Below are 25,938 nucleotides of genomic sequence, written 5' to 3'. Positions count from 1 at the left end.
GCAAATTTACATTGAATGCTGTTTGGTGGAGGTGAGAGGACACGCGTCTACCTACGAGGAGCTGCGTCTTGACTTCCTCCCCACGGCTGAAGCCGGGGGATTCCCACCCTCACAGGTCGGATTTCCTGCTTCACCGCCAGTCGCCCGCCAGGAAAAAGTCTCCCTTGAGGTCTTACACCGGCTCCACAGGCGTTTCACCTCTCCGCCAGCCCGGCGGCGAGAATGTTCCTGGCAGCGTTCACGTCCCGGTCATGGGCAGCGCCGCAGGCGCACACCCACTCCCGGACGTCCAACGGCAGGGATGGTTGCAGGGCGCCGCAGGCCGAGCACAGCTTGGAGGAGGGAAACCACCGGTCGACGACCACCAACTCCCGCCCGTACCAGGCCGCCTTGTACTCCAGCATGATCCGCACCTCCCGCCAGCTCGCATCGGAGATGGCGCGGGCCAGGCGGTGGTTCCTCACCAGGTTGCGGACGGTGAGGTCCTCGATCACGACCACTTGGTTCTCGCGGACGATCGAGGTGGTGACCTTGTGCAGGTGATCCCGGCGGCGGTCGGCGATCCGGGCGTGCACCCGCGCCACCCGCACCCGCGCCTTGACCCGGTTGCCGGACCCCTTCTCCTTGCGGGCCAGCGCGCGTTGCGCGCGGGCCAGCCTGCGCCGGTCGGCGCGCTCGTGGCAGGGGTTGGCGACCTTCCCGGCGGCGTCGGTGACGCCGGCGATCGGCCGCGACAAGGTGAGCAGCGAGCTGATCCCGGCGTCGATACCGACCACGCCGTCGGCCGGGTCCAGCGGGCGGATCGTGTCCGCACACAGGATCGACACGAACCACCGCCCGGCCGCGTCCTTCGACACGGTCACCGTGGACGGCTCGACCCCCTCGGGCAGCGGCCGCGACCACACGATGTCCAGCGGGCCGCCCAGCTTCGCCAGACTCAGCCGCCCGTCACGCCAGGTGAACGCCGACCGGGTGTACTCAGCCGACGCCCGGGACTTCTTACGGGACTTGAACGCCGGATACTTCGCCCGTTTGGCGAAGAAATTCGTGAACGCCGCCTGCAGGTGGCGCAGGACCTGCTGCAGCGGCACCGACGACACCTCACCCAGGAAGCCCAACTCCTCGGTGCGTTTCCACGCGGTCAGCGCGGCCGACGACTCCTCGTAGGAGACCCTCCGGCCTTCCCGCGTGTAGGCGCGGCTGCGCTCCTCCAGGGCCTTGTTGTAGACCAGGCGGGCGCAGCCGAACGTCCGGGCAAGCTGCTCGGCCTGCTCGGGAGTCGGATAGAAGCGGTACTTGAAGGCCCGCTTCACGCTCTGCGCCATGGCGCACATCATCGCGCAGGACGGCCGGGGCCGTACGCGTGTTCGAGAAAATTCCGTGCGGCGCTGTGCCGCGTTTCCTCCCCGGGGCTGAAGCCCGGGGTCTCCACGCTCAAGGAGATCTGATGACCGAGGCCCCGTCCCGCCCGGTAACCTTTCCCACCGCCCGCCGGCACCTCTTCGACCCGCCGGGGGAGGTTCTCCAGTGGCAGCGGCAGGGCGCACTCCACCGGATGACCTTCGCGGACGGCCATCTGGGCTGGCTGCTGACCGGCCACGCCGCCGCCCGGGCCGTGCTCGCCGACAACCGTTTCAGCAACCGCACCGAGCTGACCCACCCGCCGGTCGCCCATCCGCTGGCCGGGCAGGAGAACCGGCAGCTCCCTCCGGGGTTCTTCCTGAGGACGGACCAGCCCGAGCACACCCGCTTCCGGCGGCTCCTGACCGGCCAGTTCACGGTGCGCAGGATGCGGCAGCTCGAACCGAGGATCGAGGAGATCACCTCCGACCACCTGGACGCCATGGAGCGGGGCGACCGCCCGGCGGACCTGGTGCAGGCCTTCGCCCTGCCGATCCCGTCGCTGGTCATCTGCGAGCTGCTCGGCGTGCCGTACGGGGACCGGGCGCAGTTCCAGCGGGATTCGGCCGCGCTGCTCAACCTCGACTCCTCGGCCGAGCGGATGGGCGCGGCGCTGGTCGATCTCATGGCCTACATGCGCGACCTGGTGCTCCGCAAGCGGGCCGAACCGGCCGACGACCTGCTCGGCGGCCTGGTGGCGAGCGGGGAGCTGGACGACGAGGAGCTCACCGGGGTCGCGCTGCTCCTGCTCATCGCCGGCCACGAGACGACCGCGAACATGCTCGCGCTCGGCACCTTCGCGCTGCTGCGCGATCCGGCCCAGCTGGCACTGCTCCGCGACGACCCGGCGGTGGTGGACAACGCCGTCGAGGAGCTCCTGCGCTACCTCACGATCATCCACATGGGCCCGGTCCGGACCGCGCTGGAGGACGTCGAGCTCGACGGCCACCTGATCAGGGCCGGCGAGTCGGTGGCCTTCTCGCTGCCCGCCGCCAACCGTGACCCCGAGCGGTTCGACGACCCCGACACCCTCGACGTCACCCGGCCGGCGACGGGTCATCTCTCCTTCGGTCACGGCATCCACCAGTGCCTCGGCCAGCAGCTCGCCCGCACCGAGATGCGCATCGCCTACCCGGCGCTGCTGCGCCGCTTCCCCGGACTGCGCCTGGCGGTGCCCGCCGAGGAGGTCCCCATGCGCTCCCACATGACCATCTACGGCGTGCACCGGCTGCCGGTCACATGGTAGGAGGTTCCCATGGATATCAAGGCTGACACCGACCGCTGCATCGGAGCGGGCATGTGCGCGCTCACCGTGCCGGAGGTCTTCGACCAGAGCGAGGAGGAGGGGACGGTGGTGCTGCTGGACGCCGACCCACCCGCCTCGCGGGAGACGGCGGTCCGCAAGGCCGTACAGCTGTGCCCCTCGGGAGCCCTGTCCGTCTCCTGACGGGCGGCGAGATCTCCTGACGGGTGGCGAGATCGGCGGCCCGCGTGGCGCGGGTCGCTGTTCCGCCTGGCGGCACCACCCGTCTCTCGATCGGCGGCAAAGCTATGTTTGCCGCCTTTGTGATAGTTGCCGGACGGAACGATCTCTAGCCGTGGGACTCCTGAGGCGTTAGCGTCTGCGCATGCGTCACGTTGAGATCTCCGGTAAGAGGCTCCGGCTGAGGGAAGTCACGACCACTGACGTGGACGCGCTGCACGCCGTCTACGGCGACCCCACCGCCACCGAGCATCTGCCGTTCGACCCGCGCACCCGCGAGGAGGTCGAGGAGATAGTCGCCCAGGCGCTTGAGGCCGCGCGGGCCGAGCCCCGGCGGCTCTACGTGCTCGCGGTGATCGACCTGGACGACGACGAGGCCGTCGGCGTCGCCCGGCTGCACATCGAGGCCGACCACCCGCACAGCGCGGAGATCGGCCTCGGGCTCCGCCCCGACCACTGGGGCCGGGGCATGGGCACCGACCTGATCCGGCTGATGCTGACGTTCGGCTTCCGGGATCTGCGCCTGCACCGCATCTGGGGCGCCCGCTCCCCCGCCAACACCGCCGCCCAGCTCGCGATGCTGGTCGCCGGGATGGTGGAGGAGGGCAGGATCAGGCACCACGTGCGGGCCCGGGGCGCCTGGCGCGACTCCGTCGTCCACTCGGCCCTGGAGGACGAGTGGGAGGGACACCGGGACATCTGAGCGGAGGGCCGCCCCCGGGTGCACCGTCCCACCCCGCGGGGCGCGTCCGCCCGCGCGCGGAGCCGTACCGGGGTCCGTGCGGCGGGAATTCCGCCCTGGGACGATGTCGTGACGGAATTGCCGCCATTTCTCACTACAAAGAGAGTGAAATGGGCCTAGAGTCCGCGCATGTGAGTGAGAGTTCCATCCTCCCAGTGCGCGGACGCGCCGTCCGGCCCTCCGGCCGGCACCGCAGGCCCGTGCCCTCCCAGCTCCCGCCCGAGGCACCCGCGCTGGTGCTGGCCACCCTCGGCGACGCGACAGGCGCCGTCGCCGAGCTGGCCGCCCTCGTCCGAGGGGACAATCCGCAGATCGAGGTCCGGCTGGCCGGTCTCGGCGAGGACGGCAAGGCGCTGACCGCCGAGCTCGAGGCGGCCGCCCGCGAACGTCCCGAGGACGGCGTCGCCGCCATCGTGGTGCCGATCCTGACCGGCCCGCACCCGGTCGCGGACCGGCTGATCGCCATGGCCGTCGCCGCGAGCGGGGCGTCCGTGACGGTCACCGACTCCCTCGGGCCGCACCCGCTGCTCGCCGAGGCCCTGCACATCCGCCTGGCGGAGAAGGATCTGGCCAGGGCCGACCGGATGCGGCTGCTCAACGTCTCCAGCCCGGTCGACGCGGTCATCCTCGCCACGGTCGGCGGCGAGAAAGCGGCGGCGGAGGCGCAGCCGACGGCGGTGCTGCTGGCCTCCCGGCTGACGCTCCCCGTCGTGGTGGCCTCCCTGGACAGCGCGCCCGCCGTGGCCGACGCGGCCGAGCGGCTGCGCGGCATCGGCGTCCAGCGCATCGCCCTGTCCCCGTGCGCCGTCGGCCCGGAGATCGACCCCGGCCTGGCGAGCGGCGCGGCGGCGGAGATCGGGGCCGAGTGCGCCGACCTCCTCGGCGCGCACGGTCTCATCGCGGACCTCACCGCCCGCGCCTACGGGAGCGTGCTGGCCGAGGACTGACGTGAGAGGTCCCCTCTGACGGGTGTCGAGAACCCGTACCTCATCAGAGGGGACCGACCATGTCGTTCGGGAAAGAAGTCGTGCCGGAGCGCGTTCCCCGTGATCGGGGCATGACCGGCGCGCGCCGCCGGAGGTCAGGCCTCCAGCCAGACGTAACCCGCGAAACGGCCGGTCGTCCGGTCCCTGCGGTGGGAGAACAGCTCGGGGGTCTCGATGGTGCAGCGGGTGTCGTGGGTGATCTCACCGACGCCCGCCTTGGCGAGCTGCGAGGTGATCGCGGCGCGCAGGTCGAGGGCGGGGGTGTCCTGACGGGTGATCGACCATGCCTCGGGGAGGACGTCCGCGACCTGCCCGCGCAGCTCGGCGGGGACCTCGTAGCAGCTACCGCAGGCCATCGGGCCGATCAGGGCGGTCATCCTCGCCGGGTCGGCGCCGCGCGCGGTCATCTCCGCGACCAGGGCCGGGACCACGCCCAGGACGGTGCCGACCCGTCCGGAGTGCGCGGCTCCGACCAGGCCGGCCTCCGGGTCGGCCAGCAGGACGGGGGCGCAGTCGGCGCAGAGCGCGGCCAGGCCGAGGCCGGGCACGTCGGTGCAGACCCCGTCCAGCGGCGGCGGGTCGTCACCGAACGGCTCGCTCACATACCGGACGTCGGCGCTGTGAACCTGCCGCATGAACACGACCCGGTCCAGACCGAACTCGGCCGCGGTGCGGGCCCGGTTGGCGGCGACCGCCTCCGGGTCGTCCCCGCACAGGCCCCCGAGGTTGCGGCTGCCGTACGGCTCGGCACTGACGCCGCCGTGGCGGTCGGTGATCCTCATCTGAAAGCTCACGGCCCCGACCTTACCCGCCTCAGGAACCTCCTCCCCGGGGCGTTCGTTACCCGGATACGCAGTTCCCCCGAGAGATTGCGAGCGTCATGGCACAGGTCGCGTACGACCGGAAGGAACAGCTCCAGCAGATCGAGAGCGGTCTGATGCCCGGCGAGCAGATCATCGCCGTCTACGACGCCATCGGCGCCGGGACCGGCTTCCTGGGTCTCACCGACAAGCGCGTGATCGTGCAGGACAAGTCCTTCGTGGGCAAGAAGGTCGCCATCACGAGCATCCCCTACGGCAAGGTCTCGGCGGTCAGCGTGGTGAGCAACAAGTCCCTGGCGGGCTCGTTCTTCTCCTCCGGGGCCATCGCCATCCACGTGGGCACCCACACCTACGAGGTGGAGTTCCGGGGCGACAGCAAGGCCCACCACGTGCACAACGTGATCCTGCACTTCATCAGCTCGTAGCCGGCGACCGCCCCGGCCCCCGCAACCCTCCCGATCACGGACGGGCGGACGGTCAGGAGCGGACGACCGACCGGTAGAGGTCCATCGTCCGCTCGGCGATCCGCTCCCAGGAGAAGTGGTCCACCGCGCGGACCCGTCCCGCCCTGCCCATCTCGGCGGCGAGCGCCGGGTCGGCCAGCAGCCGGTTGACCCGCTCGGCGAGGTCGGCGGCGAACCGCTCGGGGTCGTCGGGGGTGCCGTCGGCCGCGGACTGGTCGATCGGGACCAGCAGGCCGGTCGAGCCGTCGGCGACGACCTCGGGGATGCCTCCGGTGGCGGTGGCCACGACGGCGGTCTCGCAGGCCATGGCCTCCAGGTTCACGATGCCCATCGGCTCGTAGATCGACGGGCAGACGAAGACGGTGGCGTGGGTGAGGATCTGGATCACCTCGGGGCGCGGGAGCATCTCCGAGATCCAGATGACGCCGTCCCGCTCCAGCCCCTGGACGAGCCCGGCGACCTCGGCGGCGATCTCCGGGGTGTCGGGCGCGCCGGCGCAGAGCACCAGCTGGGCGTCGGGGTGGAAGTCCCTGGCCGCGTGGAGCAGGTGGACCAGGCCCTTCTGCCGGGTGATGCGGCCCACGAACACGACGTACGGCCTGGCGGCGTCGATGCCGTGCCGGGCCAGGACCTCGGTGTCCCGGTCGGGGGTGTATTCGCCGGTGTCGATCCCGTTGTGAATCACCGTTACTTTTTCCGGCGATATTTCGGGATAGCTGGTCAGCACGTCACGCCGCATCCCCTCCGACACGGCGATGATCGCGTCCGCGCTCGCCAGCGCGCCCCGCTCGGCCCACGATGACAGCGTGTAACCGCCCCCGAGCTGCTCGGCCTTCCACGGCCGCAGCGGCTCCAGGCTGTGGGTGGTCACCACGTGCGGCGTGCCGTACAGCATCTTGGCCACGTGACCCGCGAAATTGGCGTACCAGGTGTGGCTGTGCACCAGATCCGCGCCCTCGCACCCGGCCGCCATCTCCAGGTCCACGCCCAGGACCTGGAGTGCGGCGTTGGCCGCCTCCAGCCCGCCGGGCACCCGGTAGGCCTCGACACCGAACTCGGGCCGTGACGCTCCGAAGCAGCGGACCCGGGCGTCCGCCAGCCGGCGCAGCTCCCGTGCGAGGTATTCGACATGGACCCCGGCACCGCCGTACACCTCGGGCGGGTACTCACGACTCAGCAGATCAACGCGCATATGATCAGCGTAGTGTTTCAGTCTTGTCCGTCAGGTTAAGGTCCAGATATGAGAGTCCTCGCGATTGTGCTCGCCGGCGGCGAAGGCAAGCGTCTGATGCCGCTGACGGCTGACCGGGCCAAGCCCGCAGTGCCATTCGGGGGGATATACCGGCTCGTCGACTTCGTGCTGTCGAACCTGGCCAACGGTCACTACCTGCAGATCGTCGTGCTGACGCAGTACAAGAACCACAGCCTCGACCGGCACATCTCCCGAACCTGGCGGCTTTCGTCGATGCTGGGCAACTACGTCACGCCCGTGCCCGCGCAGCAGCGGCTCGGGCCGCACTGGTTCTCCGGGTCGGCCGACGCCCTGTTCCAGAACCTGAACCTGATCTACGACGAGATGCCCGACCACGTCATCGTGTTCGGAGCCGACCACATCTACCGGATGGACCCCCGGCAGATGGTGGCGCAGCACGTCGAGTCCGGCGCCGAGGTGACCGTGGCGGCGATCCGTCAGCCGCTGTCGCTGGCCGACCAGTTCGGGGTGATCGAGACCGACCCCGTGGGGCGGCGGATCGTGGCCTTCCGGGAGAAGCCCAAGGACGCGGTCGGCCTGCCGGACGCGCCCAACCAGGTGTACGCGTCGATGGGCAACTACGTCTTCAAGACCCAGGCGATGCTCGACGCGCTCCGGGAGGACGCGCTCGACCCCACCAGCAAGCACGACCTCGGCGGGAACATCATCCCGATGATGGTCAAGGCGGGCAGCGCCGAGGTCTACGACTTCGCCGACAACGTCGTGCCGGGCTCCACCGATCGGGACCGGGGCTACTGGCGGGACGTCGGGACGCTCGACGCCTACTACGAGGCCCACATGGACCTCATCTCGGCGCACCCGATCTTCAACCTCTACAACAGCCAGTGGCCCATCTACACCGGCCACGACCCGCTCCCCCCGGCCAAGTTCGTGCACAACGACGGCGACCGGGTCGGCCGGGCGATCGACTCGCTGGTCTCCGCGGGCGCGATCGTCTCCGGCGGGCTCGCGGAGCGCTCCATCCTCTCCCCGGGCGTGGTGCTGCACTCCCACTCCCAGGTCGAGGACTCGGTCCTGATGGGCAACGTGAAGGTGGGCCGTGGCGCCATCATCCGCAAGGCCATCATCGACAAGAACGTGATCATCCCGGACGGCGCCCGCATCGGCTTCGACCTGGAGTACGACCGCAGCCGCTTCGCGGTGACCCGCAACGGCATCGTGGTCATCGGCAAGAACGAGATCGTCGAACGGTAGCCCCGGCCCCGGCCGGGACGACACGGGTCCGGCCGGCCCGGCCGCCCGTGGGCGTGAACCGGCCGCCGGTCACGGCCCCGTCACCGGCCGGCGACGGGGCCGTCACGGGATGGCGCGCGTCTGCCGTCGGCCGTCCGGCTCCCGCCCCGGCCGGTCAAATGGGGGCTGCACCGGACAGGCGTCCCGGACTTCGAGGGCGCGAGCCGGGGCCCTCGGCGCGCAGCGGGTGCGCAGTGCCCGGAATTCGTCCTCCAGACGGGTTGCCCGCTCCTCCAGGGTGGCCATGAGGGTGTCCTCCGGTTCGAGACGCGGCGTGGCCCAGGGCACGCCGGTGAGGAAGGGACTGGGGCGCGGGTCCTCACGACGACCAGCCTGAGGCCGTCCGGAACTCCGCGGGCACGCCACCTCGCGCACGGGGAGGGGAATCCTCTTCCCCGTGCGAAGAAACACCGGGGCGGGGTGGGCAAAGCTTCCATCGGCGCCCGCGGCCCGGCGACCGCCCGCGTCCGATTAACCCATTGACGGAGTGAGCACTCACTCCGCATGATGGGCGCATGGAGAACGAGAACCCACCTGCCCGGCGGCGAGCGCCGGGAATGAGCCCGGAGCGACGACGCCACATGATCGTACGGGCCGCCCTCCCCCTGGTCGCCGAGTACGGCGCCGCCGTCACCACCAGCCAGATCGCCAGAGCCGCCGGGATCGGCGAGGCCACGATCTTCCGGGCGTTCACCGACAAGGACGAGCTGCTGGACGCCTGCGTGGTCGAGGCGCTCCGCCCCGACCACGCGCTGGCACAGCTCGCCGCGATCCCGCTCGACCAGCCGCTGGCCGCCCGCCTGACCGAGGCCGCCGACACCCTGCAGGCGCACACGGCGCGGATCGGCACCGTCCTCGGCGCCCTGCACGCCTCGGGCCGCCGTTCCCGCGACCGCCACGCCGCCCCTCCTCCGGCGGGCCGTACGGCCGGCGCCTCCGCGACCGGCCGGACAGGAGGGGCGCCCGCGCCCGCCCAGGTCGTCCAGGACTTCCCTCCGGACCAGGCCGTCCAGGCCCCTCCCCCCGACCAGGCGGACACGACGCGGCCCCGGGACCAGGCCGGCACGGCGCGGCCCCCGGAGGAGGCGGGCGGGACGCGCCCCTCGGACCGCGAGCACTCGTCCACGCAGACCGTCGAGGCGCTGGCCGAGCTGTTCGACCCCGAACGCGACTCGCTCCGGCTCCCCCCGGAACGCCTGGCGACGATCTTCCTCCACCTGATGCTGTCCAGCGCCCGCCGCCCGCTGGGCGGCCCCCAGGTGAGCAACGACGACCTCGTGGACGTTTTCGTGCACGGCGCCCTGATCTGAGAGGCCGACCATGCCCATCACGCTGAACCCCACCATCGTCCCCGCCGTCGACAACGAGCGGGACGCCCGGTTCTTCGCCGGCGTCATGGGGCTGGAGTGCCTGCCGCCCGCCGGGGCGCGCGGCCACTTCGTCCCCGTACGGGTCAACGCCACCCTCACCCTCGATTACATGACCGTCGACGACCCCGAGGGACACCACCTGGCCTTCGACGTGGACCCCGCCACCTTCGACCGGATCCTCGCCCGCCTCCAGGAGCGCGGCGTGCCGTACGGCAACCACCCGGCCGATCCCGGCAACGGCCGCGTCGACCACCCGCTCTGCGCCCGCGGCCTGTTCTTCGTCGACGAGGCCCGCGACCTCTACGGGGTCATGTCCCCCGAGTGAGGCGGCGGCCGGGGTCACGGACAGCCCGCCCATCAGAGATCCACACGGGATAGATTCTTCCGGTACGTTCCTTTGATCATGCGGGCGGATCACCCCAGCCGGAGGGGCCGGATGTTCGGAATCAGCGGATGGACGCGGCGGCCGGGGGGACGACCTCCACGGCTGAGCCCGGCCGAGCGGCAGGTATGGGACGCCTATCCGGCGGGCACCTGGGTGGACCTGCGGACCGGGGACAAGGACGCCGACGACCCGGCGGAGGGGGCCGGGTGGGGGCCGGAGCGGACGGTCCGGGCGGAGGTCATCGCGGCGCTGCTGCTCGGCGCGCGGGAGCCCGAGCCGGGCCGGACCGCCGGCCTGCGGCTGGCGGGCGCCCGCGTGACGGGGGTGCTGGACCTGTCCGACGCCACCCTCACCGGCAAGCTCCACCTGCTCAACTGCCACCTCCCCGAGGTCGTCTCCCTCACCGACGCCACCACGTCGGGCGTGCGGTTCCGGGGGTGCGAGATGGAGCGGCTCCGGGCGGCCCGGTGCACGGTCAACGGCCTGCTGGAATTGGAGGGCTCCACGGTTCACAGCGGGATCCGGCTGGACAACGCGCACGTGACCGGCCAGTTCCGGCTCTCCAGGTCGCGCCTGCACGCCCCCGGTGAGCGGTCCTGGGCGAGCGAGAGTTGGCTGGAGGACATCCGGCGGCCGTTCACCGAGACGGAGATGCGGGAGCGGGGCCTCGACCAGAGCCAGTGGGCGGTGTGGGCGGGCGGGCTGACCGTGGAGGGCGGGGCGTTCATGCGTGACATGCGCGTCACCGGCGGCCTCAGGTTCATCGGGGCGAAGTTCCACGGCGGGGTCTACCTGCAGAGGTCGGTCATCACGGCGACCGGCCCGCACGCCGTGCGCGCCGACTTCATGGAGTCCGGGGCGGCGGAGTTCAGCGCGGGGTTCACCGCGACGGGCGTCATCCGGATGCGCGGCGCGCGCGTCAACGGCGTGCTCTCCTTCGACGGGGCCACGCTGGAGGCCCCCGGCCGGGTCCTCCACCTGAGCCACGCCCAGGTGGAGGAGCTGATCCTGAACCCGGCCTCCATCAAGGGGGAGGTCAACCTCGGCTACTCCCGGATCGGCGTCCTGCTCGACAACCCCGCCGCCTACGCGGACAGGGTCCAGCTCACCGGGCTGACCTACGAGTCGCTGCGGGGCCACTGGACGGTGGCCGAACGGCTCGACTGGCTCGGCCGGGACCCGGACGGCTACAAGCCGCAGCCGTACGAGCAGCTCGCCTCCTGGTTCCGCCGGATCGGTCACGAGCCGGACGCCCGCCGGGTGCTGCTGGCCAAGCAGCGCCGTCGCCGCGGCACCCTCAAACCAACCGGCAGGGTCTGGGGCCGGCTGCTCGACTCCGTCGTCGGCTACGGCTACCGCCCCTGGCTGGCCGGCCTCTGGGTGGCGGTGCTGCTGACCCTGGGCACCGTGGTCTTCGGCGCCGTGCGCCCGGCGCAGATCGACCCGGACGAGGTACGGAGCTTCCAGCCCTTCGTCTACACGCTGGACCTGCTCGTCCCGGTGAGCGTCTTCGAGCAGCGGGGGGCGTGGGAGCCGGTCGGCTGGACCCGGTGGCTGGCCTGGACCCTGGTCGCCTCCGGCTGGATCCTGGCCACCGCCCTGATCGCCGGAGCCGCCCGGGTGCTGCGCCCCAGCGGGAACTCCTAGCGTCGGGCCGCTCCGGACGGGCGTTCGGCGACGCCGAACCGGGACAGCGGATCCTTCTCCTCCATCACCCGGAGGCGGGGCAGCGAATCGGGATACTTGTCCCGGACGAACTTCACCATGTGCTCGCGGATGTCGCACTTGAGATCCCAGGCGCTGGGTGAGTCGGCGGCGCTCATCAGGGCGCGCAACTCCAGCAGGCCGCCGGGCAGGGTGTCGGTGACCTGGAGGACCCAGTCCTTCTGGTCCCACAGCGGGTGCTCGCGCAGGGCGCGGTAGAGCTCGGCCCGGAGCTCCTCCACCGGGACCGACCAGTCCAGCCGGAGGAAGACCGCGCCGATCACCCGGCTGCCGTGCCGGGTCCAGTTCTCGAACGGGTTGGTGGTGAAGTAGGAGACCGGCAGCACCAGCCTGCGCTCATCCCACAGGCGCAGCACCACGTAGGTGAGGGTGAGCTCCTCGATCCTGCCCCACTCCTCCTCCACCACCACCACGTCGTCCAGCCGGAGGGCGTCGCTGAAGGCGAGTTGCAGCCCGGCGAGCAGGTTGCCCAGGGTGGACTGGGCCGCGACGCCGACGACCACACCGGCGATCCCGGCGGAGGCCAGCAGTCCGGCGCCGAGCGCGCGCACCTGCGGGAAGGTGAAGAGCATCGCGCCCATCGCCAGCACGATGACCACCGCCGTGGCCACCCGGCGGACCAGGGTGATCTGGGTGCGGATCCTGCGGGCCCGCCGGTTGCGCTCGCCCTGGACGACGACCAGCCGGTCCAGCACCACGTCGGTGACGGCGTAGGCGGCCTGGATGACCAGCCAGGTGACACATCCGATCATGGTCAGGCTGAGTATCCGGTCGATCGCGTCGTCGACCTGCCCCTCGGCCATGCCCGGCTGGTAGAGCGTGTTGGCGGTCACCACGACAGCCGTGGTGAACCCCGGCCAGGTGCAGCGGCGCACGAGTGGAGCGGCGAGAACCCATTTCTCGCCGATCAGCCTCCACCGCAGCGCCCGCCGCACCATCTCCACACACGCGGCGGCGGCCAGCATGGAAGCGAGCAGGATGATCCATCTGGACACTGACGGCGCCCCCCTTGTCGTCCGTTACAGAGGAGGTGCCCGACGTTTCACCGCATAATCAGAACGCCTCGTCGAAAGAGACGTTTCCCTCAACAGCTACCTGATAGGCAGAAACACGCCGCTCGAAGAAGTTCGCCAACTCCTGCACGTCCTGCAACTCCATGAACGCGAACGGGTTGGCGGTGCCGTACCGGACGGGGAACCGGAGCCGGACCAGGCGCTGGTCGGCCACGTACTCCAGGTATTGGCGCATCTGCTCCACGCTCATCCCGGACATGCCGTCGCCGCACAGATCGGCCGCGAAGGCGAGTTCGGCCTCCACCGCCTCCTCGATCATCCTGGTGACCTGCGCGCCGAGCTTGTCGTCGAACAGCTCCGGCTCCTCGGCCCGTACGGTGTCCACCACGCCGAAGGCGAACTCCATGTGCATGGACTCGTCGCGGAAGACCCAGTTGGTCCCGGTGGCCAGGCCGCTCAGCAGGCCCCTGGAGCGGAACCAGTAGACGTAGGCGAAGGCACCGTAGAAGAACAGCCCCTCGATGCACGCGGCGAAGCAGATCAGGTTGAGCAGGAACGCCCGCCGGTCGTCCTGCGACTCCAGCCGGTCCAACCCGCCGAGCGAGTCGATCCACCGGAAGCAGAACTCGGCCTTGTCCCGGATCGAGGGGATGTGCTCGACCGCGGCGAAGGCCTTGACCCGCTCGTCGTGGTCGGGCAGGTAGGTGTCCAGCAGGGTCAGGTAGAACTGGACGTGCACGGCCTCCTCGAAGAGCTGCCTGCTGAGGTAGAGGCGCGCCTCGGGGGCGTTGACGTGCTGGTAGAGGTTGAGCACGAGGTTGTTGGCCACGATCGAGTCGCCGGTCGCGAAGAACGCGACGAGGCGGTTGATCAGGTGGCGCTCCTCCGGAGTCATCCTGGCCAGGTCCGCCAGGTCGGAGTTGAGGTCCACCTCCTCAACAGTCCAGGTGTTGCGGATCGCGGCCCGGTAGCGCTCGTAGAACTCCGGGTACCGCATGGGCCGCAGCGTGAGGTCCATGCCGGGGTCGAGCAACATCAGGGAAAGCCTTTCGGAGAAGCGGCTACTGGCAGGCGTCGCAGTACTCGGGGTTCTCCAGGGAGCACGCGACGGCGTCGGGATCGGGCACGGCCTGGGCCACGGTGGTCTGCGCGATCCGGGTCGCCGGCCGCGAGCGCAGGTAGTAGGTGGTCTTGAGGCCGGACTTCCACGCGTAGGCATACATCGAGGAGAGCTTGCCGATGGTCGGCGTGGCCATGAAGAGGTTCAGCGACTGCGACTGGTCGATGTACGGCGTGCGCGCCGCGGCCAGGTCGATCAGCGCCTTCTGCGGCAGCTCCCAGGCGGTCCGGTAGAGGGCCTTGAGGTCCTCCGGCATGCCGGGGACGTCCTGGATCGAGCCGTCGGCCCGCTTGATCGCGTCCCGGATCTGCGGGGTCCACAGGCCCCGGGCCTGCAGGTCGCGGACCAGGTAGCGGTTGACCTGGAGGAACTCCCCCGACAGGGTCTCGCGCTTGAAGATGTTGGAGACCTGGGGCTCGATGCACTCATAACAGCCGGCGATGGAGGCGATGGTGGCCGTGGGCGCGATCGCGATCATCAGCGAGTTGCGCAGGCCGGTCCCGGCGATCCTGTCCCTGAGCTCCGCCCACTCCGGCGACCTCGCGGCCCCGTAGTGGTCGGGGTGGAGCACGCCGGCGGCGGCCCGGGTGTCGTCGTAGGAGGGGTGACGGCCCCGCTCGACGGCCAGGTCGGAGGAGGTGCGGTAGGCCGCCAGCGCGATCTCCTCGGAGATCCGGGTGGACAGCTCCAGGGCCTGCGGGGAGTCGAACGGCAGCCGCAGCGCGAAGAGCACGTCCGCCAGGCCCATCACGCCCAGGCCGATCGGCCGCCACTTCCTGTTGGCGGTCTCGGCCTCCCCGGTCGGGTAGAAGCCCAGGTCGATGGTCCGGTCCAGGAACCGCACGGCGGTGCGGACCGTGCGGCGCAGCCGCGCCCAGTCGATGTCCCGGCCGTCCAGGTGGGCGGCGAGGTTGATCGAGCCGAGGTTGCAGACGGCCGTCTCGGCGTCGTTGGTGACCTCGAGGATCTCGGTGCACAGGTTCGACAGGTGGATGACGTTCTCGGGGCGGGCCGTCTGGTTGGAGGTCCGGTTGGCCGCGTCCTTGAAGGTCATCCAGCCGTTGCCGGTCTGGGCGAGGGTCCGCATCATCCGGCCGTACAGGGAGCGCGCCGGGATCTGCTTGACGTAGCGGCCCTCGGCCTCGGCGGCCCGGTAGGCCTCCTCGAACGCGGCGCCGTACAGGTCGGTGAGGTGCGGGACCTCCTTGGGGTCGAACAGCGACCACACGCCGTCGGCCTCGACCCGGCGCATGAACTCGTCGGGGATCCAGTTGGCCAGGTTCAGGTTATGGGTACGGCGGGCCTCCTCGCCGGTGTTGTCGCGCAGTTCGAGGAACTCCTCGACGTCGGCGTGCCAGGACTCCAGGTAGACGCAGGCCGCGCCCTTGCGGCGGCCGCCCTGGTTGACCGCGGCGACGCTGGAGTCCAGCGTGCGCAGCCACGGCACGATGCCGTTGGAGTGGCCGTTGGTGCCCCGGATCAGCGAGCCCCGCGAGCGCACCCGGGTCCAGGCGATGCCGATCCCCCCGGCGTACTTCGACAGCCGCGCGACCTGCCCGTAGCGCTCGTAGATCGCCTCCAGCTCGTCCCGGGGCGAGTCGAGCAGGAAGCAGGAGGAGAGCTGGGGCCTGCGCGAGCCGGAGTTGAACAGGGTGGGCGAGCTGGGCAGGTAGGACAGGGTGGACATGAGCGCGTACAGCTCGGCCGCCTCTTCGACCGTCTCCGACAGGCCGCAGGCCACCCGGAGGAAGAAGTGCTGCGGGCGCTCCAGGACCTTGCGGGTCCGCGGGTGGCGCAGCAGGTAGCGGTCGTAGACCGTGCGCAGCCCGAAGTACTCGAACCGGCCGTCGGCCTCCTGCGACACCAACGCGTCCAGCTCCGCGGCGTGGGCGGCCACGAACGCGGCCAGCCCGTCCTGGACGAGCCCGGCCGCGTGGGTGGCGGCGACGGACTCGGAGAAGGTCCGGACCCCGTGCCCGGCCGCCTCGTCGGCGATCAGCTCCGCCAGCAGCCCGGCGGCGATCCTGGAGTTCTCCGGATCGGTGATCACCCGGGCGGCGGCCTCCTCGATGGCCAACCGGCGGTCGACCGGGCCGTCGCCGGTCTCCCCTGCGACGTCGACCAAGGTCTGTGTCACGTACTACCCCTCGCGCGCTCGAATTCCCCGTACGGCTCTCACCGGAAGGACGCACGCGAGCGAGAGCGGTTCCGGGCATGCCGGACCGCCTCATTCCGCGAGCCCTCCCTCGAGGCCCTGGACAGCTTCCGTGGTCGAGTCCGCCTCGCCTGGCACGCGTCGGGCCGCTCACGCGTCCCCCGGTGCCCGGTTCGGCTCCCTCTTCCACACGTCGCCGGCAGGTCTTCGGACTCACGGGCGCCTCGCACATGCCTACTGGCCGTCGCTTCCCAGGCAGACTGCACCCAGTGCTCTCATGACGGCGGTCGTTCCCGTTCACCGCTGCGGGGCAGTCCCGGAATCTCACCGGGTTCCCTCTTGCCTCGCCCCCGAGGGGCGAACCAGCAACGAGCAGGATCCTACATGTAGGGCCGTTGGACGCAACTACCCCAACAGCTTGTGGCGAAAGTGCTCAGCAACCCGAGCTCATTGAGCACTTCCCGGGTGCGGCGGGTCTCGGTGACGAGCCACTGGCGAAAGTCGTCCCCGCTCAGGTAGACCCGGTTCCAGCCGTTGGCCGCGCAGATGGCCCGCCAGCGGGACGAGGCGTCGACGCGGTCGCACAGGGCGACGGCCACGTCCCTGTCCTCGGAGCTCATGCCGCGAGGGCCGAGCACGCCGCACCAGTCGGTGTACTCCAGGCGGATGTCCAGCTCCATCAGCGTCGGGGCGTCGATCCCGTCGATCCGTTCGGCGGAGGAGACCACCAGCGGCCGCAGGCGGCCCTCGGCGATCTCGGGCACGAAGGAGCGGGCCGAGCCCAGCAGCGCGGCCACCCGGCCGTCGTGGAGCGCCTGGGCCGCCTCGGTCCCGCTGGAGTAGCCGGCGTAGTCCAGCAGCCGGGTGTCCACGCCGAGACACTTGCCGATCATGCCGTAGAGCACGTGGTCGGAGCCGCCCTCCATCCGGCCGCCCACCGCCAGCCCTGCCGGGTCGCGGCGGAGCACCGCGGCGAAGTCCTCGAAGGCGCGCAGGCGGGAGCCCGCCGGGACGACCAGGGCCGCCCAGTCGCCGACCATGCGGGCCAGCGGGGTGGTGGACTCCACCACCGAGGCGGCGTTGGCGATCTCCGCCCCCGCCACCATCGGCATCCCGGTGAGGAGCAGCCTGCCCTCGCGGGTGAAGGGCTCGCGGGCGGCGGCGAACGCCCCCAGCGCGGCGGCGCCCAGGCCGCCCGGATAGTTGCTCACCTCGGCCGTCCGCGCCAGCCTGTCCCCGGTCAGGACCGCGACCAGCGCACGCGCGGCCCGGTCCCAGCCCTGCCCGCGCGCGGCGGGCGCGACGACGGTCAGCCGGCCCGCCAGCGGCAGCCGGGAGTCTCCCGTCCCGCCGCAGCCGCCGGCGACCATGACCCCCAGGGCGAGCACAAAGAACCGCCTACGGTGCATAAGCGCCCCTTCCCCCAAGAACCCCCAATACCCCAGGTTATAGATGCGTCACTTTCTGTTACACATTGGGGGGTCTTACCGTCATCCGACAGGGATCGAGGGTTCAGGAACCGGATTACTCCACGGTGACGCTCTTAGCCAGATTGCGAGGCTTGTCCACATCACGCCCCAGCGCCACCGCGGCGTGGTAGGCCAGGAGCTGGAGCGGGATCGACAGCAGGATCGGGTCCAGCTCCGTCTCGTTCCTGGGCACCACGACGCAGTCGTCGGCCAGCTTGGGATCGGCCGTACGGTGGCCGACCATGAGCACCCGGCCGCCGCGCGCGCGGATCTCGCCCAGCGTGGTGAGGTTCTTGTCCAGCAGCTCATCGTCGGGGACGATCGCCACGGTCGGCATCTCCGGGCCGATCAGCGCCAGCGGCCCGTGCTTGAGCTCGCTGGCCGGGTAGGCCTCGGCGTGCACATAGGAGATCTCCTTGAGCTTCTGCGCGCCCTCGCGCGCCACCGGGTAGCCCCGGACCCGGCCGACGAACATCATGCTCGGCGAGTCGGCGTACTTGCGCGCGAGCTCCTCGATCTGCGGCTCCAGCGCGAGGATCTCCTTGATCTGGCCGGGCAGCCGGCGCAGGCCCTCGCAGATGCGGCGACCGTCGGCCGGGGACAGGTCGCGCACCCGGCCCAGGTGCAGCGCCAGCAGCGCGAAGGCCACCGCGGTCGAGGTGAACGCCTTCGTGCTCGCCACCGAGACCTCCGGGCCGGCGTGCAGGTAGACACCGCCGTCGCACTCGCGGGCGATGGCGCTGCCGACGGTGTTGACGATGCCGAGCACCCGGCCGCCCTTGCGCTTGAGCTCCTGGACGGCGGCGAGGGTGTCGTAGGTCTCCCCCGACTGGCTGATCGCCACGTAGAGGGTGTCGGGCTCCACGACCGGGCTGCGGTAGCGGAACTCGCTGGCCGGCTCGGCGTCGGCCGGGATCCGCGCCAGCTCCTCGATGAGCTGGGCGCCGATCTGGCCCGAGTAGTAGGCGGAGCCGCAGCCGATGATCTTCACGCGGCGGAACGACCGGGTCTCGCGCGCGTCCATGTTGAGGCCGCCCAGGTGGGCGATGTGGAAGCGGTCGTCCAGCCGCCCGCGCAGCGTCCGGGCCACGGTCTCGGGCTGCTCGGAGATCTCCTTGAGCAGGTAGTGCTCGTAGCCACCGGTGTCGTAGTGCCCGGCGTCCCAGTCGACGGTCAGCGGCTCCTTGGCGGTCGGCCTCGCGTCGCCGGCGAAGGTGCTGAACCCGTCGGCCTTCAGTACCGCCAGCTCGCCGTCCTCCAGGTGGACCACCTGGCGGGTGTAGCGGACCAGCGCGGCCACGTCGGAGGCGGCGAACATCTCCTTCTCGCCGATGCCCAGCACGATCGGGCTGCCGTTGCGGGCCACCACCACCTCGCCCGGCCGCTGAGCGTCGATCACCGCGATGCCGTAGGTGCCCACGATCCGCTTCAGCGCCGCCCGGACGGCCTCCTCCAGGGAGTCGGCCTCCACGACGGTGCGGGCGATCAGGTGCGACAGCACCTCGGTGTCGGTCTCGGACAGGAAGACCGCGCCGTCGGCCTCCAGCTTGGCGCGCAGCTCGTCGGCGTTCTCGATGATGCCGTTGTGCACGACGGCGATGCGCTCGTCGGTGGACAGGTGGGGGTGGGCATTGACGTCGCTGGGCGCCCCGTGGGTGGCCCACCGGGTGTGCCCGATGCCCAGCCCTCCCTTGAACCGGGCCGGCACGACCGCCGCCAGGTCGGCCACCCGGCCCTTGACCTTGCGCATCTTCAGGCCCTTGTTGGAGACCACCACGCCGGCCGAGTCGTAGCCCCGGTACTCAAGGCGCTGCAGGCCCTCCAGCAGGATCGGCGCCGCATCCTTGGGCCCTACATAAGCCACGATTCCGCACATCTAACCGCTCCTTACCCGTAGACGATCCGGCGCAGCTGGCGCAGGGAGAGTTCAGGTGCCGCGACACGGCGAGACGGGATCTCGGCGGCGATCCGGGGGAAGATCTCGTCGTTGACCAGTCCCCTGGTCTTGAGTTCGGCGTGACGCCGCCGGACGAACTCCTCGACGGGCTCGGAGAAGTAGGCCAGCACGTCCGCCACCACCCGCGCCGCCTCGCCCGGGCCGAGCGCGCTCGTCCGGGTCAGGTGGGTAATCAGATCCTCATGCGGATGCCATGCCGTGGACACAGAGCAGGACCATACGCACCATCGGCGGCCTTCACCAAGTTTTCTGCCCGATTTCGGGCAAGGATTGCCCCAGTCGGCCCCAAGCACCTCCAGTCGTGAGACAGTCGGCAATCGGACATAACTCTGAGTAGTCGTCCGGTCGGGAGGGACCACCATGCGCCGTCTGCCGGGAATCGCCGTCGTCGCCCTCGTCGCCGCTCTGGTCCCGCCCACCACCGCGGCACCGGGCGGCGGGCGGACGGAGAGCGGGCAGGCGCCCCCCGCCCGGACGTCCCGGACGCACGGGACGCCGGGCGGCGGGCAGACGCCCCCCGCCGGGCCGTACGGAACACCGGGGAGCGGGCAGACGGCTCCCGCCGGGCCGTACGCGAGGCCGGAGAGCAGGCAGGCGGCCTTCGCACGAGCGGCCCGGACGTACGGCGTGCCGGAGAGCGTGCTCCTCGCGGTCTCCTACCTGGAGTCCCGCTGGGACGCCAACGACGGGCTGCCCAGCGTCTCGGCGGGCTACGGCCCCATGCACCTGGTCGACGGCCGGATCGACCCGGGTCGCCACCGTCACGGCGGGGAGGACCCGCGCGGCGACGAGAGCCGGCCGCACCCGCCTGTCGTCCTGGACCCCGCCGCGGCCCCACCCGAGGACACCCTGCACCGCGCGGCGGAGCTGACCGGGATCGCCCCCGGACGGCTGCGCCGGGACCCGGCGGCCAACATCCGGGGCGGGGCGGCGCTGCTCGCCGACCACCAGCGGCGTATCGGCGAGCCGCCGGGCACCGACCCGGCGCGGTGGTACGGCGCGGTGGCCCGCTATCCGGGCACGGCGGACTCCGGGGCGGCGACGTCCTTCGCCGACGAGGTCTACGCGACGATCCGCACCGGCGCCGCGCGCGTGACCGACGACGGCGAGCGGGTGGTCCTGCCCGCGATCCCGGCCCTGTCCCCGCGGCGGCCGCCCGCCGCCTCCGGGCTGCTCCGCGCCCCCGCCCCCGCCGCCGGCCCCGACTGCCCGCCCTCCGTCTCCTGCGAGTGGATGCCGGCCGCCTACCGCCGGCTCAAGAACGGCGACTACGGCAACCACGACCGCTACGACGGCCCCCGCCGGATCGACTACATCGTCATCCACGACGGGGAGAGCAGCTACGACGCCATAACCCGGCTGACCCGCAACCCCACCTACCTGAGCTGGCACTTCACGCTGCGCTCCAGCGACGGCCACATCGCCCAGCACCTGCGGGGCAGCGACATCGGCTGGCACGCGGGAAACTGGTACGTCAACAGCCGCTCCATCGGCCTGGAGCACGAGGGCTACCTGGCCAGGGGCGGCGCCTGGTACACCGAGGCGATGTACCGCTCCTCGGCCGCGCTGGTCGCCCATCTCGCGCGCAAGTACGACGTGCCGCTGAACCGGGCGCACATCATCGGCCACGACAACGTGCCGGGCACCACCCCGCAGGGCGTGCGGGACATGCACCAGGACCCCGGCCCCTACTGGGACTGGGCCCACTACTTCGAACTGCTCGGCAGCCCGCTGACCGGCTCCGCCGCCCCCGGCGCCCGCTCGGTGCTGATCAGGCCGGACTACGCCCTCAACCAGCCGCGCTTCACCGGCTGCGCCAAGTCCGGCGACTGCCCCCCGCAGGGCGCCTCCTCGGTCTGGCTGTACAGCCGCCCCTCGGAGCAGGCCCCGCTGGTCAAGGACATCGGCAAGCACCCCAAGGGCGCCTCCACCTACGGCGTCTACGACCACGCGGCCCGCGCCTCCACCGGCCAGCGCTACGCGCTCGCCGGACGCAGGGGCGACTGGACGGCCATCTGGTATCTCGGGCAGAAGGCGTGGTTCCACGACCCCGAGACCGCCCGCACGTCCGTGCCCGCCGCCGGCCGCCTGGTGACGCCCCGGCCCGGCCTCGCCTCCGTCAAGGTGTACGGCAGGGCCTACCCCGAGGCGTCGGCCTACCCCCGGGGCGTCCCCCGGCAGGAGCTGATCCCCCTGCAGTACTCGTTCCCGGCCGGGCAGTTCTACAGCCTCGGCATGACGAGCCGCGCCGCCTACCTCCGGTCGGGCGCCCTGGACCCGTCGAGAGACCGGGTCGTCAGGGGCGACGTCCGTTACCGCCAGATCCAGTTCGGCCACCGGATCATGTTCGTCCGGGCCGCCGACGTCAAGGTGATCTCCCAGGAAGATCCCCGGTAGGCCCCCGGCTTGCGCACATCAGCGCTCCGGAGGCGCTAGAGTTTTCACGTGCCCCGGACGAGTCGCCGGGAATCACGCGGAAGTGGCTCAGTGGTAGAGCATCACCTTGCCAAGGTGAGGGTCGCGGGTTCGAATCCCGTCTTCCGCTCCAGCAGGTCCTCCGGGATCTGACTGGTGGAGTGGCCGAGAGGCGAGGCAACGGCCTGCAAAGCCGTGTACACGGGTTCAAATCCCGTCTCCACCTCAGTGCACGGACATCGGAGTCTCAAGGATCCGGTAAAGTAGCGCACGTGCCGCAGAGGGGAAACCCGAAGCAGACACGCGGAAGTGGCTCAGTGGTAGAGCATCACCTTGCCAAGGTGAGGGTCGCGGGTTCGAATCCCGTCTTCCGCTCTGGTTCACCCGAGGACGATTAGCTCAGCGGGAGAGCGCTTCCCTGACACGGAAGAGGTCACAGGTTCAATCCCTGTATCGTCCACCACGGTCTACAGCAGACCAGGTTTGACCTGTTCAAGCAGGAGACAAAGCCCCAGCTCACGGCACACGCCGAGAGTCTGGGGCTTCTTGTTGCTCCGGGTTGGTCGGCGTACTTGTCAGCACCGGTGCTGATGTTGTGCTGACCCACAGAGAGCCAGCCAGTCACCAGGCCCCGTGAGCTTCTCCCCGCAGGACGGACACCTCGCCTGCTGCAGTGCGGACCTCTCGGCCCGGGCCAAGCGTTCCAGCGGCGACGTCACGATCGTCTCCCTGAAGACAGGCAGTCACACTTACGTGGTGCATTCACGCCATGCAGTCCTGCAACTCCACACTGTAAATGGCGAGGCGCTGGCAGTCACTGCCGCGCGCAAGATCCCTATCGCCGCAGCCAAAGCCATCGCCCACCGGGTAGGGCCGTGAACCCCTGCGGAAATGTCAGTCGGCTCTGCCAGGGTGACCTGACCACAAAAGTCGATCACCACCAGGCGCCTGCCACTTGACGGTGTCAGGCGTGACCTCGGATCAGTTCACTCCATCGAGAGAGCCACCCTCTTGCGCGACCTTGGCCCATCGCATCCAGATTGCCCATGCCTGAGGCTCCAATGGGCCTACACCGCCTCCGGCCGCCGCGGCTCAACCCCATTCGCCGCCATGAACAGCGATGGCGGCCTGTGAAGCCGATCCGCGAGGCGATCGCTCCCTTAAACGTCCGGGACTTCCGCCGCTACTACTTCGGACATACCGCTTCGACATTCGGGGACGCACTGACCCCCTTCGCGCTTGCCTTCGCCGTCCTGCACCTCACCGGATCACCCGCCGACCTCGGTATCGTCGTCCTGAGCACTCGGATCCCCATCATTGCGCTGAGCCTCCTCGGCGGTGCTCTCGGCGACCGCTTCTCCCGGCGCAACGTCATGCTGGTCGCCGACCTGATGCGCTTCCTCGCCCACGGGGCCACCGCGGCCCTTCTCCTCAGCGGGACGGCCGGCATCTGGATGATCGTGGTCCTGCAACTCCTCGCGGGCATGGGATCCGCCCTCTTCAACCCCGCCTCTGTCGGCCTTGTGGTCTCGCTCGCAGGCAAGGAACGGGTGCAGGAAGCCAACTCGCTTCTGTCGATGTCGCGCAGCCTCACCTCGATTCTGGCGCTCAGCGTGGCCGGAGCGCTGGTGGCAACCATAGGGCCCGGGTGGGCGATTCTGATCGATGCGGCCACGTTCCTGGTGAGTGCGGCCTTTCTCTCGCGCCTTCCTCGCGCTGTCGCCACGCAGCGACCGGCAGCGAGCACAGGGCTACTGGCCAGCATCAAGGGAGGTCTCGCGGAAGTCACCAGGCGATCGTGGCTGCTGATGTCGGTCATCCATGTGGCGTTGACCAACCTGATCGTGGTCGCCCCGTTCCTGGTACTCGGCCCGTATGTGGCAGACGAGCATCTCGGCGGAGCGCCGGCCTGGTCCGCGATCGGCATCGCGTACGCCGTCGGAGGACTCACCGGCGGCTTCGTCGCGACTCGATGGAAGCCCTCCCGTCCCGTGGGTGCGACTTTGGCGGTGTTTCTGCTGATGACGCCACTGCCCGCCCTTTTGGCGGTGCCCGCCACCCTCTGGCTGCTGCTGCCGGCCGCTTTCCTGGCCGGCTTGGAGCTGGTGATCTACAACGTTCTGCAGACCAGCACCATTCAGCGCCACGTTCCCGACCATCTCATCGCCAGGTCCAGCTCCGTCGTCACGCTGGGCTCACTCGCGGCGGCACCCCTGGGCATGGGTCTCGCCGGACCTGCGGCGCAGGTATTCGGCAGTGGCATCGTCCTCGCGGCCGGCGCAGTCCTGGCCATCCTCATCACCGTTACCGCGCTGCTCGTTCCATCTGTGTGGCAGATCAAAGACGGCCCTGGGGAAGACGAAAAAGCGGAACGGGCTGAACCCGCCCACACCGACGCGGACGGAGCGACGCTCGCCCCCAAAACGTAAGCATTGGGCAACGATCATTACGTGTCCGGGAAGCGATCATCGAACCCTCGGACCCGTGCAGCTCGGCCGTACTCGTGAACGTCCCCCGCAGGGGATGGGCCTGTTCGCCGCCGAACCTGGTTCCGAGGCAGAGGCCGGACTGCGGTATCTGGCGGACTCCACAACGCGGAAACCGTTCACCCGCGGCTGACGTGATCGCGTCCTTTCCCAGGTCGACCGGCCGACGGCCCACTCCCAGCTGCGTCGCTTGCGGGAGCGCTGTTAACAATTGAGGGCGGCGGTGGTCTGGGGCCGGCCCGAGGCGGGGTCCAAGGCCACGGAGAACGTTTGCCCGTCGGCCACCCGGATCTCGACCGAACTCGGCCCCGTCCACTTGACCGAGTCGAAGGCGTCGCCGGGGACGTCGTCGTTGAAGCAGCCGAGATCCCACTCCCTGCTGAGCAACCCGCCGTCCCGGCGGACGCTGAGCCACATCACCGTGTCCGGCCCGAGACCCGCCAGCGACTGCTGGAGCCGGATCCTGTACGGGGCTGGTCCGTCGACGAAGCCGACCTCCTTGGTAGAGGCGAACGTAAGGGCCACCCACCCCTCGAACAGCGCGGCACTCGCGCCCAGCACGGCAAGGACGACGATCACGACACGTAACCACATCCACCGCAGCCCGGCGGCGGCCGACGCCATCAGGAGGCAGGCCAGCACACCGAGCGCGAACGGATGGTTCAGATGTTCCCTCAAGAGCACCAGGCTGGAGTCGTGGAAGTACACCAGAGCTGCGAGGCCGCCCGCGCAGAGCGAGGCGGCCAGCAGTACGAGCGAGCGGGAAGACATCGCGGATCCCATCGGTGAGGTGTCACCGAGATCATGACAACACCGTGGTGCCGTAACCGCGGAGTGCACGGAATCTCGACGAAACCCGCACAGTCTCTCCGGGGTGACATCCAGCCGCTGGAGTGGAAGGGCCACGGGTCGCGATCCGCGCCTCTGGCAGATCTTCGTTCTCGCCGCTGCCCACCTCGATGTGCGTCAGCCTCGGGAAACGATCACTCGTCGCGCGGAAAACGATCTATAAGCTCTCGGGTGACTCGCTGCTCAGGCCGACTCGTGAACACCCCCAATCGTCAGATCTGAGCCCGAAGACCTACCCTGGTCACGCCTCTTGGCTTGTCTTGGTGACACTGCCGGACTCCCTGAGGACTTCACCCCTCACAGCCTCCGCCATGCCTTCGCCTCCATGCAGCTCGCCCAGCGCATCCCCGTCACCGACGTGTCCGCGTGGCTGGGCCACAACGACATCAACACCACGTACCAGATCTACGGACACCTGGTTGAGGAGGCATGGGACCGTGCCCTTGAGGTCATGGAGACCGCCTATCCCCGCCCCTCGGCCCCCTCCGCGCACCGCGGATCACGATGAACGTCCTCTCGACACTCGGCACACCACCGTTAAGAGGCAACATAGAGGGACGCATAGCTGGAAATCGGTTAATCGCTATGCTC

The 25,938-nt window shown here is 70.3% G+C and carries 21 protein-coding genes, 4 tRNA genes, 1 pseudogene and 1 riboswitch; of the genes and pseudogenes, 16 read left to right on the top strand and 10 right to left on the bottom strand.

What is annotated here, in order from left to right:
• Positions 1 to 47 precede the first annotated feature (47 nt).
• A pseudogene (locus tag BM085_RS09820) lies at positions 48 to 1,325 on the bottom strand (RNA-guided endonuclease InsQ/TnpB family protein).
• Positions 1,326 to 1,447: 122 nt separating this feature from the next.
• Here BM085_RS09820 and BM085_RS09815 point away from each other — a divergent pair.
• The 4 genes from BM085_RS09815 (at position 1,448) to BM085_RS09800 (ending at position 4,573) form a co-directional block, all read left to right on the top strand.
• On the top strand, positions 1,448 to 2,647 hold the full coding sequence (locus BM085_RS09815; protein WP_093886689.1) for a cytochrome P450: 1,200 nt from the start codon (positions 1,448 to 1,450) through the stop codon (positions 2,645 to 2,647).
• A 9-nt stretch (positions 2,648 to 2,656) separates the two neighbouring features.
• Entirely contained in the window at positions 2,657 to 2,848 is a 192-nt protein-coding gene (locus BM085_RS09810) for a ferredoxin (RefSeq protein ID WP_093886688.1), read from the top strand.
• A gap of 181 nt (positions 2,849 to 3,029) precedes the next feature.
• The gene (locus tag BM085_RS09805) at positions 3,030 to 3,587 is read left to right on the top strand and encodes a GNAT family N-acetyltransferase (RefSeq protein WP_031164110.1); all 558 of its coding nucleotides are present in this window, start codon (positions 3,030 to 3,032) and stop codon (positions 3,585 to 3,587) included.
• 194 nt (positions 3,588 to 3,781) lie between these two features.
• Positions 3,782 to 4,573 carry a sirohydrochlorin chelatase gene (locus BM085_RS09800; RefSeq protein WP_245789226.1) on the top strand — a complete coding sequence of 264 codons (792 nt, stop codon included), beginning with the start codon at positions 3,782 to 3,784 and terminating at the stop codon, positions 4,571 to 4,573.
• A 134-nt stretch (positions 4,574 to 4,707) separates the two neighbouring features.
• Here the strand turns inward: BM085_RS09800 and pgeF are convergent, their stop codons facing one another.
• Positions 4,708 to 5,394 carry a peptidoglycan editing factor PgeF gene (gene pgeF / locus BM085_RS09795; protein ID WP_093886686.1) on the bottom strand — a complete coding sequence of 229 codons (687 nt, stop codon included), beginning with the start codon at positions 5,392 to 5,394 and terminating at the stop codon, positions 4,708 to 4,710.
• A 98-nt stretch (positions 5,395 to 5,492) separates the two neighbouring features.
• Here pgeF and BM085_RS09790 point away from each other — a divergent pair, with 98 nt between their 5' ends.
• Positions 5,493 to 5,858 (top strand): PH domain-containing protein, encoded by a 366-nt coding sequence (locus tag BM085_RS09790; protein WP_012892720.1) that lies wholly within the window; start codon positions 5,493 to 5,495, stop codon positions 5,856 to 5,858.
• Positions 5,859 to 5,910: 52 nt separating this feature from the next.
• Here the strand turns inward: BM085_RS09790 and glgA are convergent, their stop codons facing one another.
• Positions 5,911 to 7,089: a glycogen synthase gene (glgA, locus tag BM085_RS09785; RefSeq protein WP_093886685.1), complete on the bottom strand. Its 1,179-nt coding sequence runs from the start codon at positions 7,087 to 7,089 to the stop codon at positions 5,911 to 5,913.
• Between the two features lie 48 nt (positions 7,090 to 7,137).
• Here glgA and glgC point away from each other — a divergent pair, with 48 nt between their 5' ends.
• The 4 genes from glgC to BM085_RS09760 all read left to right on the top strand — a co-directional run bounded on the left by glgC (position 7,138) and on the right by BM085_RS09760 (position 11,805).
• Positions 7,138 to 8,364 (top strand): glucose-1-phosphate adenylyltransferase, encoded by a 1,227-nt coding sequence (glgC, locus tag BM085_RS09780; protein WP_093886684.1) that lies wholly within the window; start codon positions 7,138 to 7,140, stop codon positions 8,362 to 8,364.
• 554 nt (positions 8,365 to 8,918) lie between these two features.
• On the top strand, positions 8,919 to 9,713 hold the full coding sequence (locus tag BM085_RS45205; RefSeq protein ID WP_245789225.1) for a TetR/AcrR family transcriptional regulator: 795 nt from the start codon (positions 8,919 to 8,921) through the stop codon (positions 9,711 to 9,713).
• Between the two features lie 10 nt (positions 9,714 to 9,723).
• Positions 9,724 to 10,098, top strand: coding sequence for a VOC family protein (locus BM085_RS09765; protein WP_093886682.1), 375 nt, complete (start codon positions 9,724 to 9,726; stop codon positions 10,096 to 10,098).
• 111 nt (positions 10,099 to 10,209) lie between these two features.
• The gene (locus tag BM085_RS09760) at positions 10,210 to 11,805 is read left to right on the top strand and encodes a pentapeptide repeat-containing protein (protein ID WP_093886681.1); all 1,596 of its coding nucleotides are present in this window, start codon (positions 10,210 to 10,212) and stop codon (positions 11,803 to 11,805) included.
• Here the strand turns inward: BM085_RS09760 and BM085_RS09755 are convergent.
• From BM085_RS09755 to BM085_RS09730, 6 genes are all read right to left on the bottom strand, one after another.
• Positions 11,802 to 12,878, bottom strand: a complete 1,077-nt coding sequence (locus BM085_RS09755; protein WP_093886680.1) for a mechanosensitive ion channel family protein — start codon at positions 12,876 to 12,878, stop codon at positions 11,802 to 11,804. The two genes, BM085_RS09760 and BM085_RS09755, sit on opposite strands and share 4 nt — an antisense overlap.
• Before the next feature lie 58 nt (positions 12,879 to 12,936).
• Positions 12,937 to 13,932, bottom strand: a complete 996-nt coding sequence (locus BM085_RS09750; RefSeq protein WP_093886679.1) for a ribonucleotide-diphosphate reductase subunit beta — start codon at positions 13,930 to 13,932, stop codon at positions 12,937 to 12,939.
• Positions 13,933 to 13,957: 25 nt separating this feature from the next.
• Entirely contained in the window at positions 13,958 to 16,153 is a 2,196-nt protein-coding gene (locus BM085_RS09745; RefSeq protein WP_093886678.1) for a ribonucleoside-diphosphate reductase subunit alpha, read from the bottom strand.
• A gap of 199 nt (positions 16,154 to 16,352) precedes the next feature.
• A riboswitch (cobalamin riboswitch) is annotated at positions 16,353 to 16,553 on the bottom strand.
• Positions 16,552 to 17,580: a Bug family tripartite tricarboxylate transporter substrate binding protein gene (locus BM085_RS09740; protein ID WP_093886677.1), complete on the bottom strand. Its 1,029-nt coding sequence runs from the start codon at positions 17,578 to 17,580 to the stop codon at positions 16,552 to 16,554. Its footprint overlaps the riboswitch before it by 2 nt.
• Positions 17,581 to 17,695: 115 nt before the next feature.
• Entirely contained in the window at positions 17,696 to 19,516 is a 1,821-nt protein-coding gene (gene glmS, locus BM085_RS09735; RefSeq protein ID WP_093886676.1) for a glutamine--fructose-6-phosphate transaminase (isomerizing), read from the bottom strand.
• 11 nt (positions 19,517 to 19,527) lie between these two features.
• On the bottom strand, positions 19,528 to 19,803 hold the full coding sequence (locus BM085_RS09730) for a hypothetical protein (protein ID WP_031164139.1): 276 nt from the start codon (positions 19,801 to 19,803) through the stop codon (positions 19,528 to 19,530).
• 154 nt (positions 19,804 to 19,957) lie between these two features.
• Here BM085_RS09730 and BM085_RS09725 point away from each other — a divergent pair, with 154 nt between their 5' ends.
• From BM085_RS09725 to BM085_RS09700, 6 genes are all read left to right on the top strand, one after another.
• The gene (locus BM085_RS09725) at positions 19,958 to 21,994 is read left to right on the top strand and encodes an N-acetylmuramoyl-L-alanine amidase (RefSeq protein WP_093886675.1); all 2,037 of its coding nucleotides are present in this window, start codon (positions 19,958 to 19,960) and stop codon (positions 21,992 to 21,994) included.
• 76 nt (positions 21,995 to 22,070) lie between these two features.
• Positions 22,071 to 22,145: transfer RNA gene (locus tag BM085_RS09720), tRNA-Gly, on the top strand.
• A 22-nt stretch (positions 22,146 to 22,167) separates the two neighbouring features.
• Positions 22,168 to 22,238: transfer RNA gene (locus tag BM085_RS09715), tRNA-Cys, on the top strand.
• 77 nt (positions 22,239 to 22,315) lie between these two features.
• A tRNA-Gly gene (locus tag BM085_RS09710) sits at positions 22,316 to 22,387 on the top strand.
• A 13-nt stretch (positions 22,388 to 22,400) separates the two neighbouring features.
• Positions 22,401 to 22,475: transfer RNA gene (locus tag BM085_RS09705), tRNA-Val, on the top strand.
• 667 nt (positions 22,476 to 23,142) lie between these two features.
• Positions 23,143 to 24,441: an MFS transporter gene (locus tag BM085_RS09700; protein WP_177245030.1), complete on the top strand. Its 1,299-nt coding sequence runs from the start codon at positions 23,143 to 23,145 to the stop codon at positions 24,439 to 24,441.
• Positions 24,442 to 24,702: 261 nt separating this feature from the next.
• Here BM085_RS09700 and BM085_RS09695 read toward each other — a convergent pair whose 3' ends face one another.
• The gene (locus tag BM085_RS09695; protein WP_093886673.1) at positions 24,703 to 25,269 is read right to left on the bottom strand and encodes a hypothetical protein; all 567 of its coding nucleotides are present in this window, start codon (positions 25,267 to 25,269) and stop codon (positions 24,703 to 24,705) included.
• A gap of 328 nt (positions 25,270 to 25,597) precedes the next feature.
• Here BM085_RS09695 and BM085_RS09690 point away from each other — a divergent pair, with 328 nt between their 5' ends.
• Positions 25,598 to 25,855 (top strand): tyrosine-type recombinase/integrase, encoded by a 258-nt coding sequence (locus BM085_RS09690; RefSeq protein ID WP_177245029.1) that lies wholly within the window; start codon positions 25,598 to 25,600, stop codon positions 25,853 to 25,855.
• Positions 25,856 to 25,938: the final 83 nt, after the last annotated feature.

The sequence above is a fragment of the Streptosporangium canum genome, from assembly GCF_900113865.1.
Taxonomy (GTDB): domain Bacteria; phylum Actinomycetota; class Actinomycetes; order Streptosporangiales; family Streptosporangiaceae; genus Streptosporangium; species Streptosporangium canum.
Note: the sequence above shows the minus strand (reverse complement) of the source record. Positions and strands in the feature narration are given on the sequence as shown.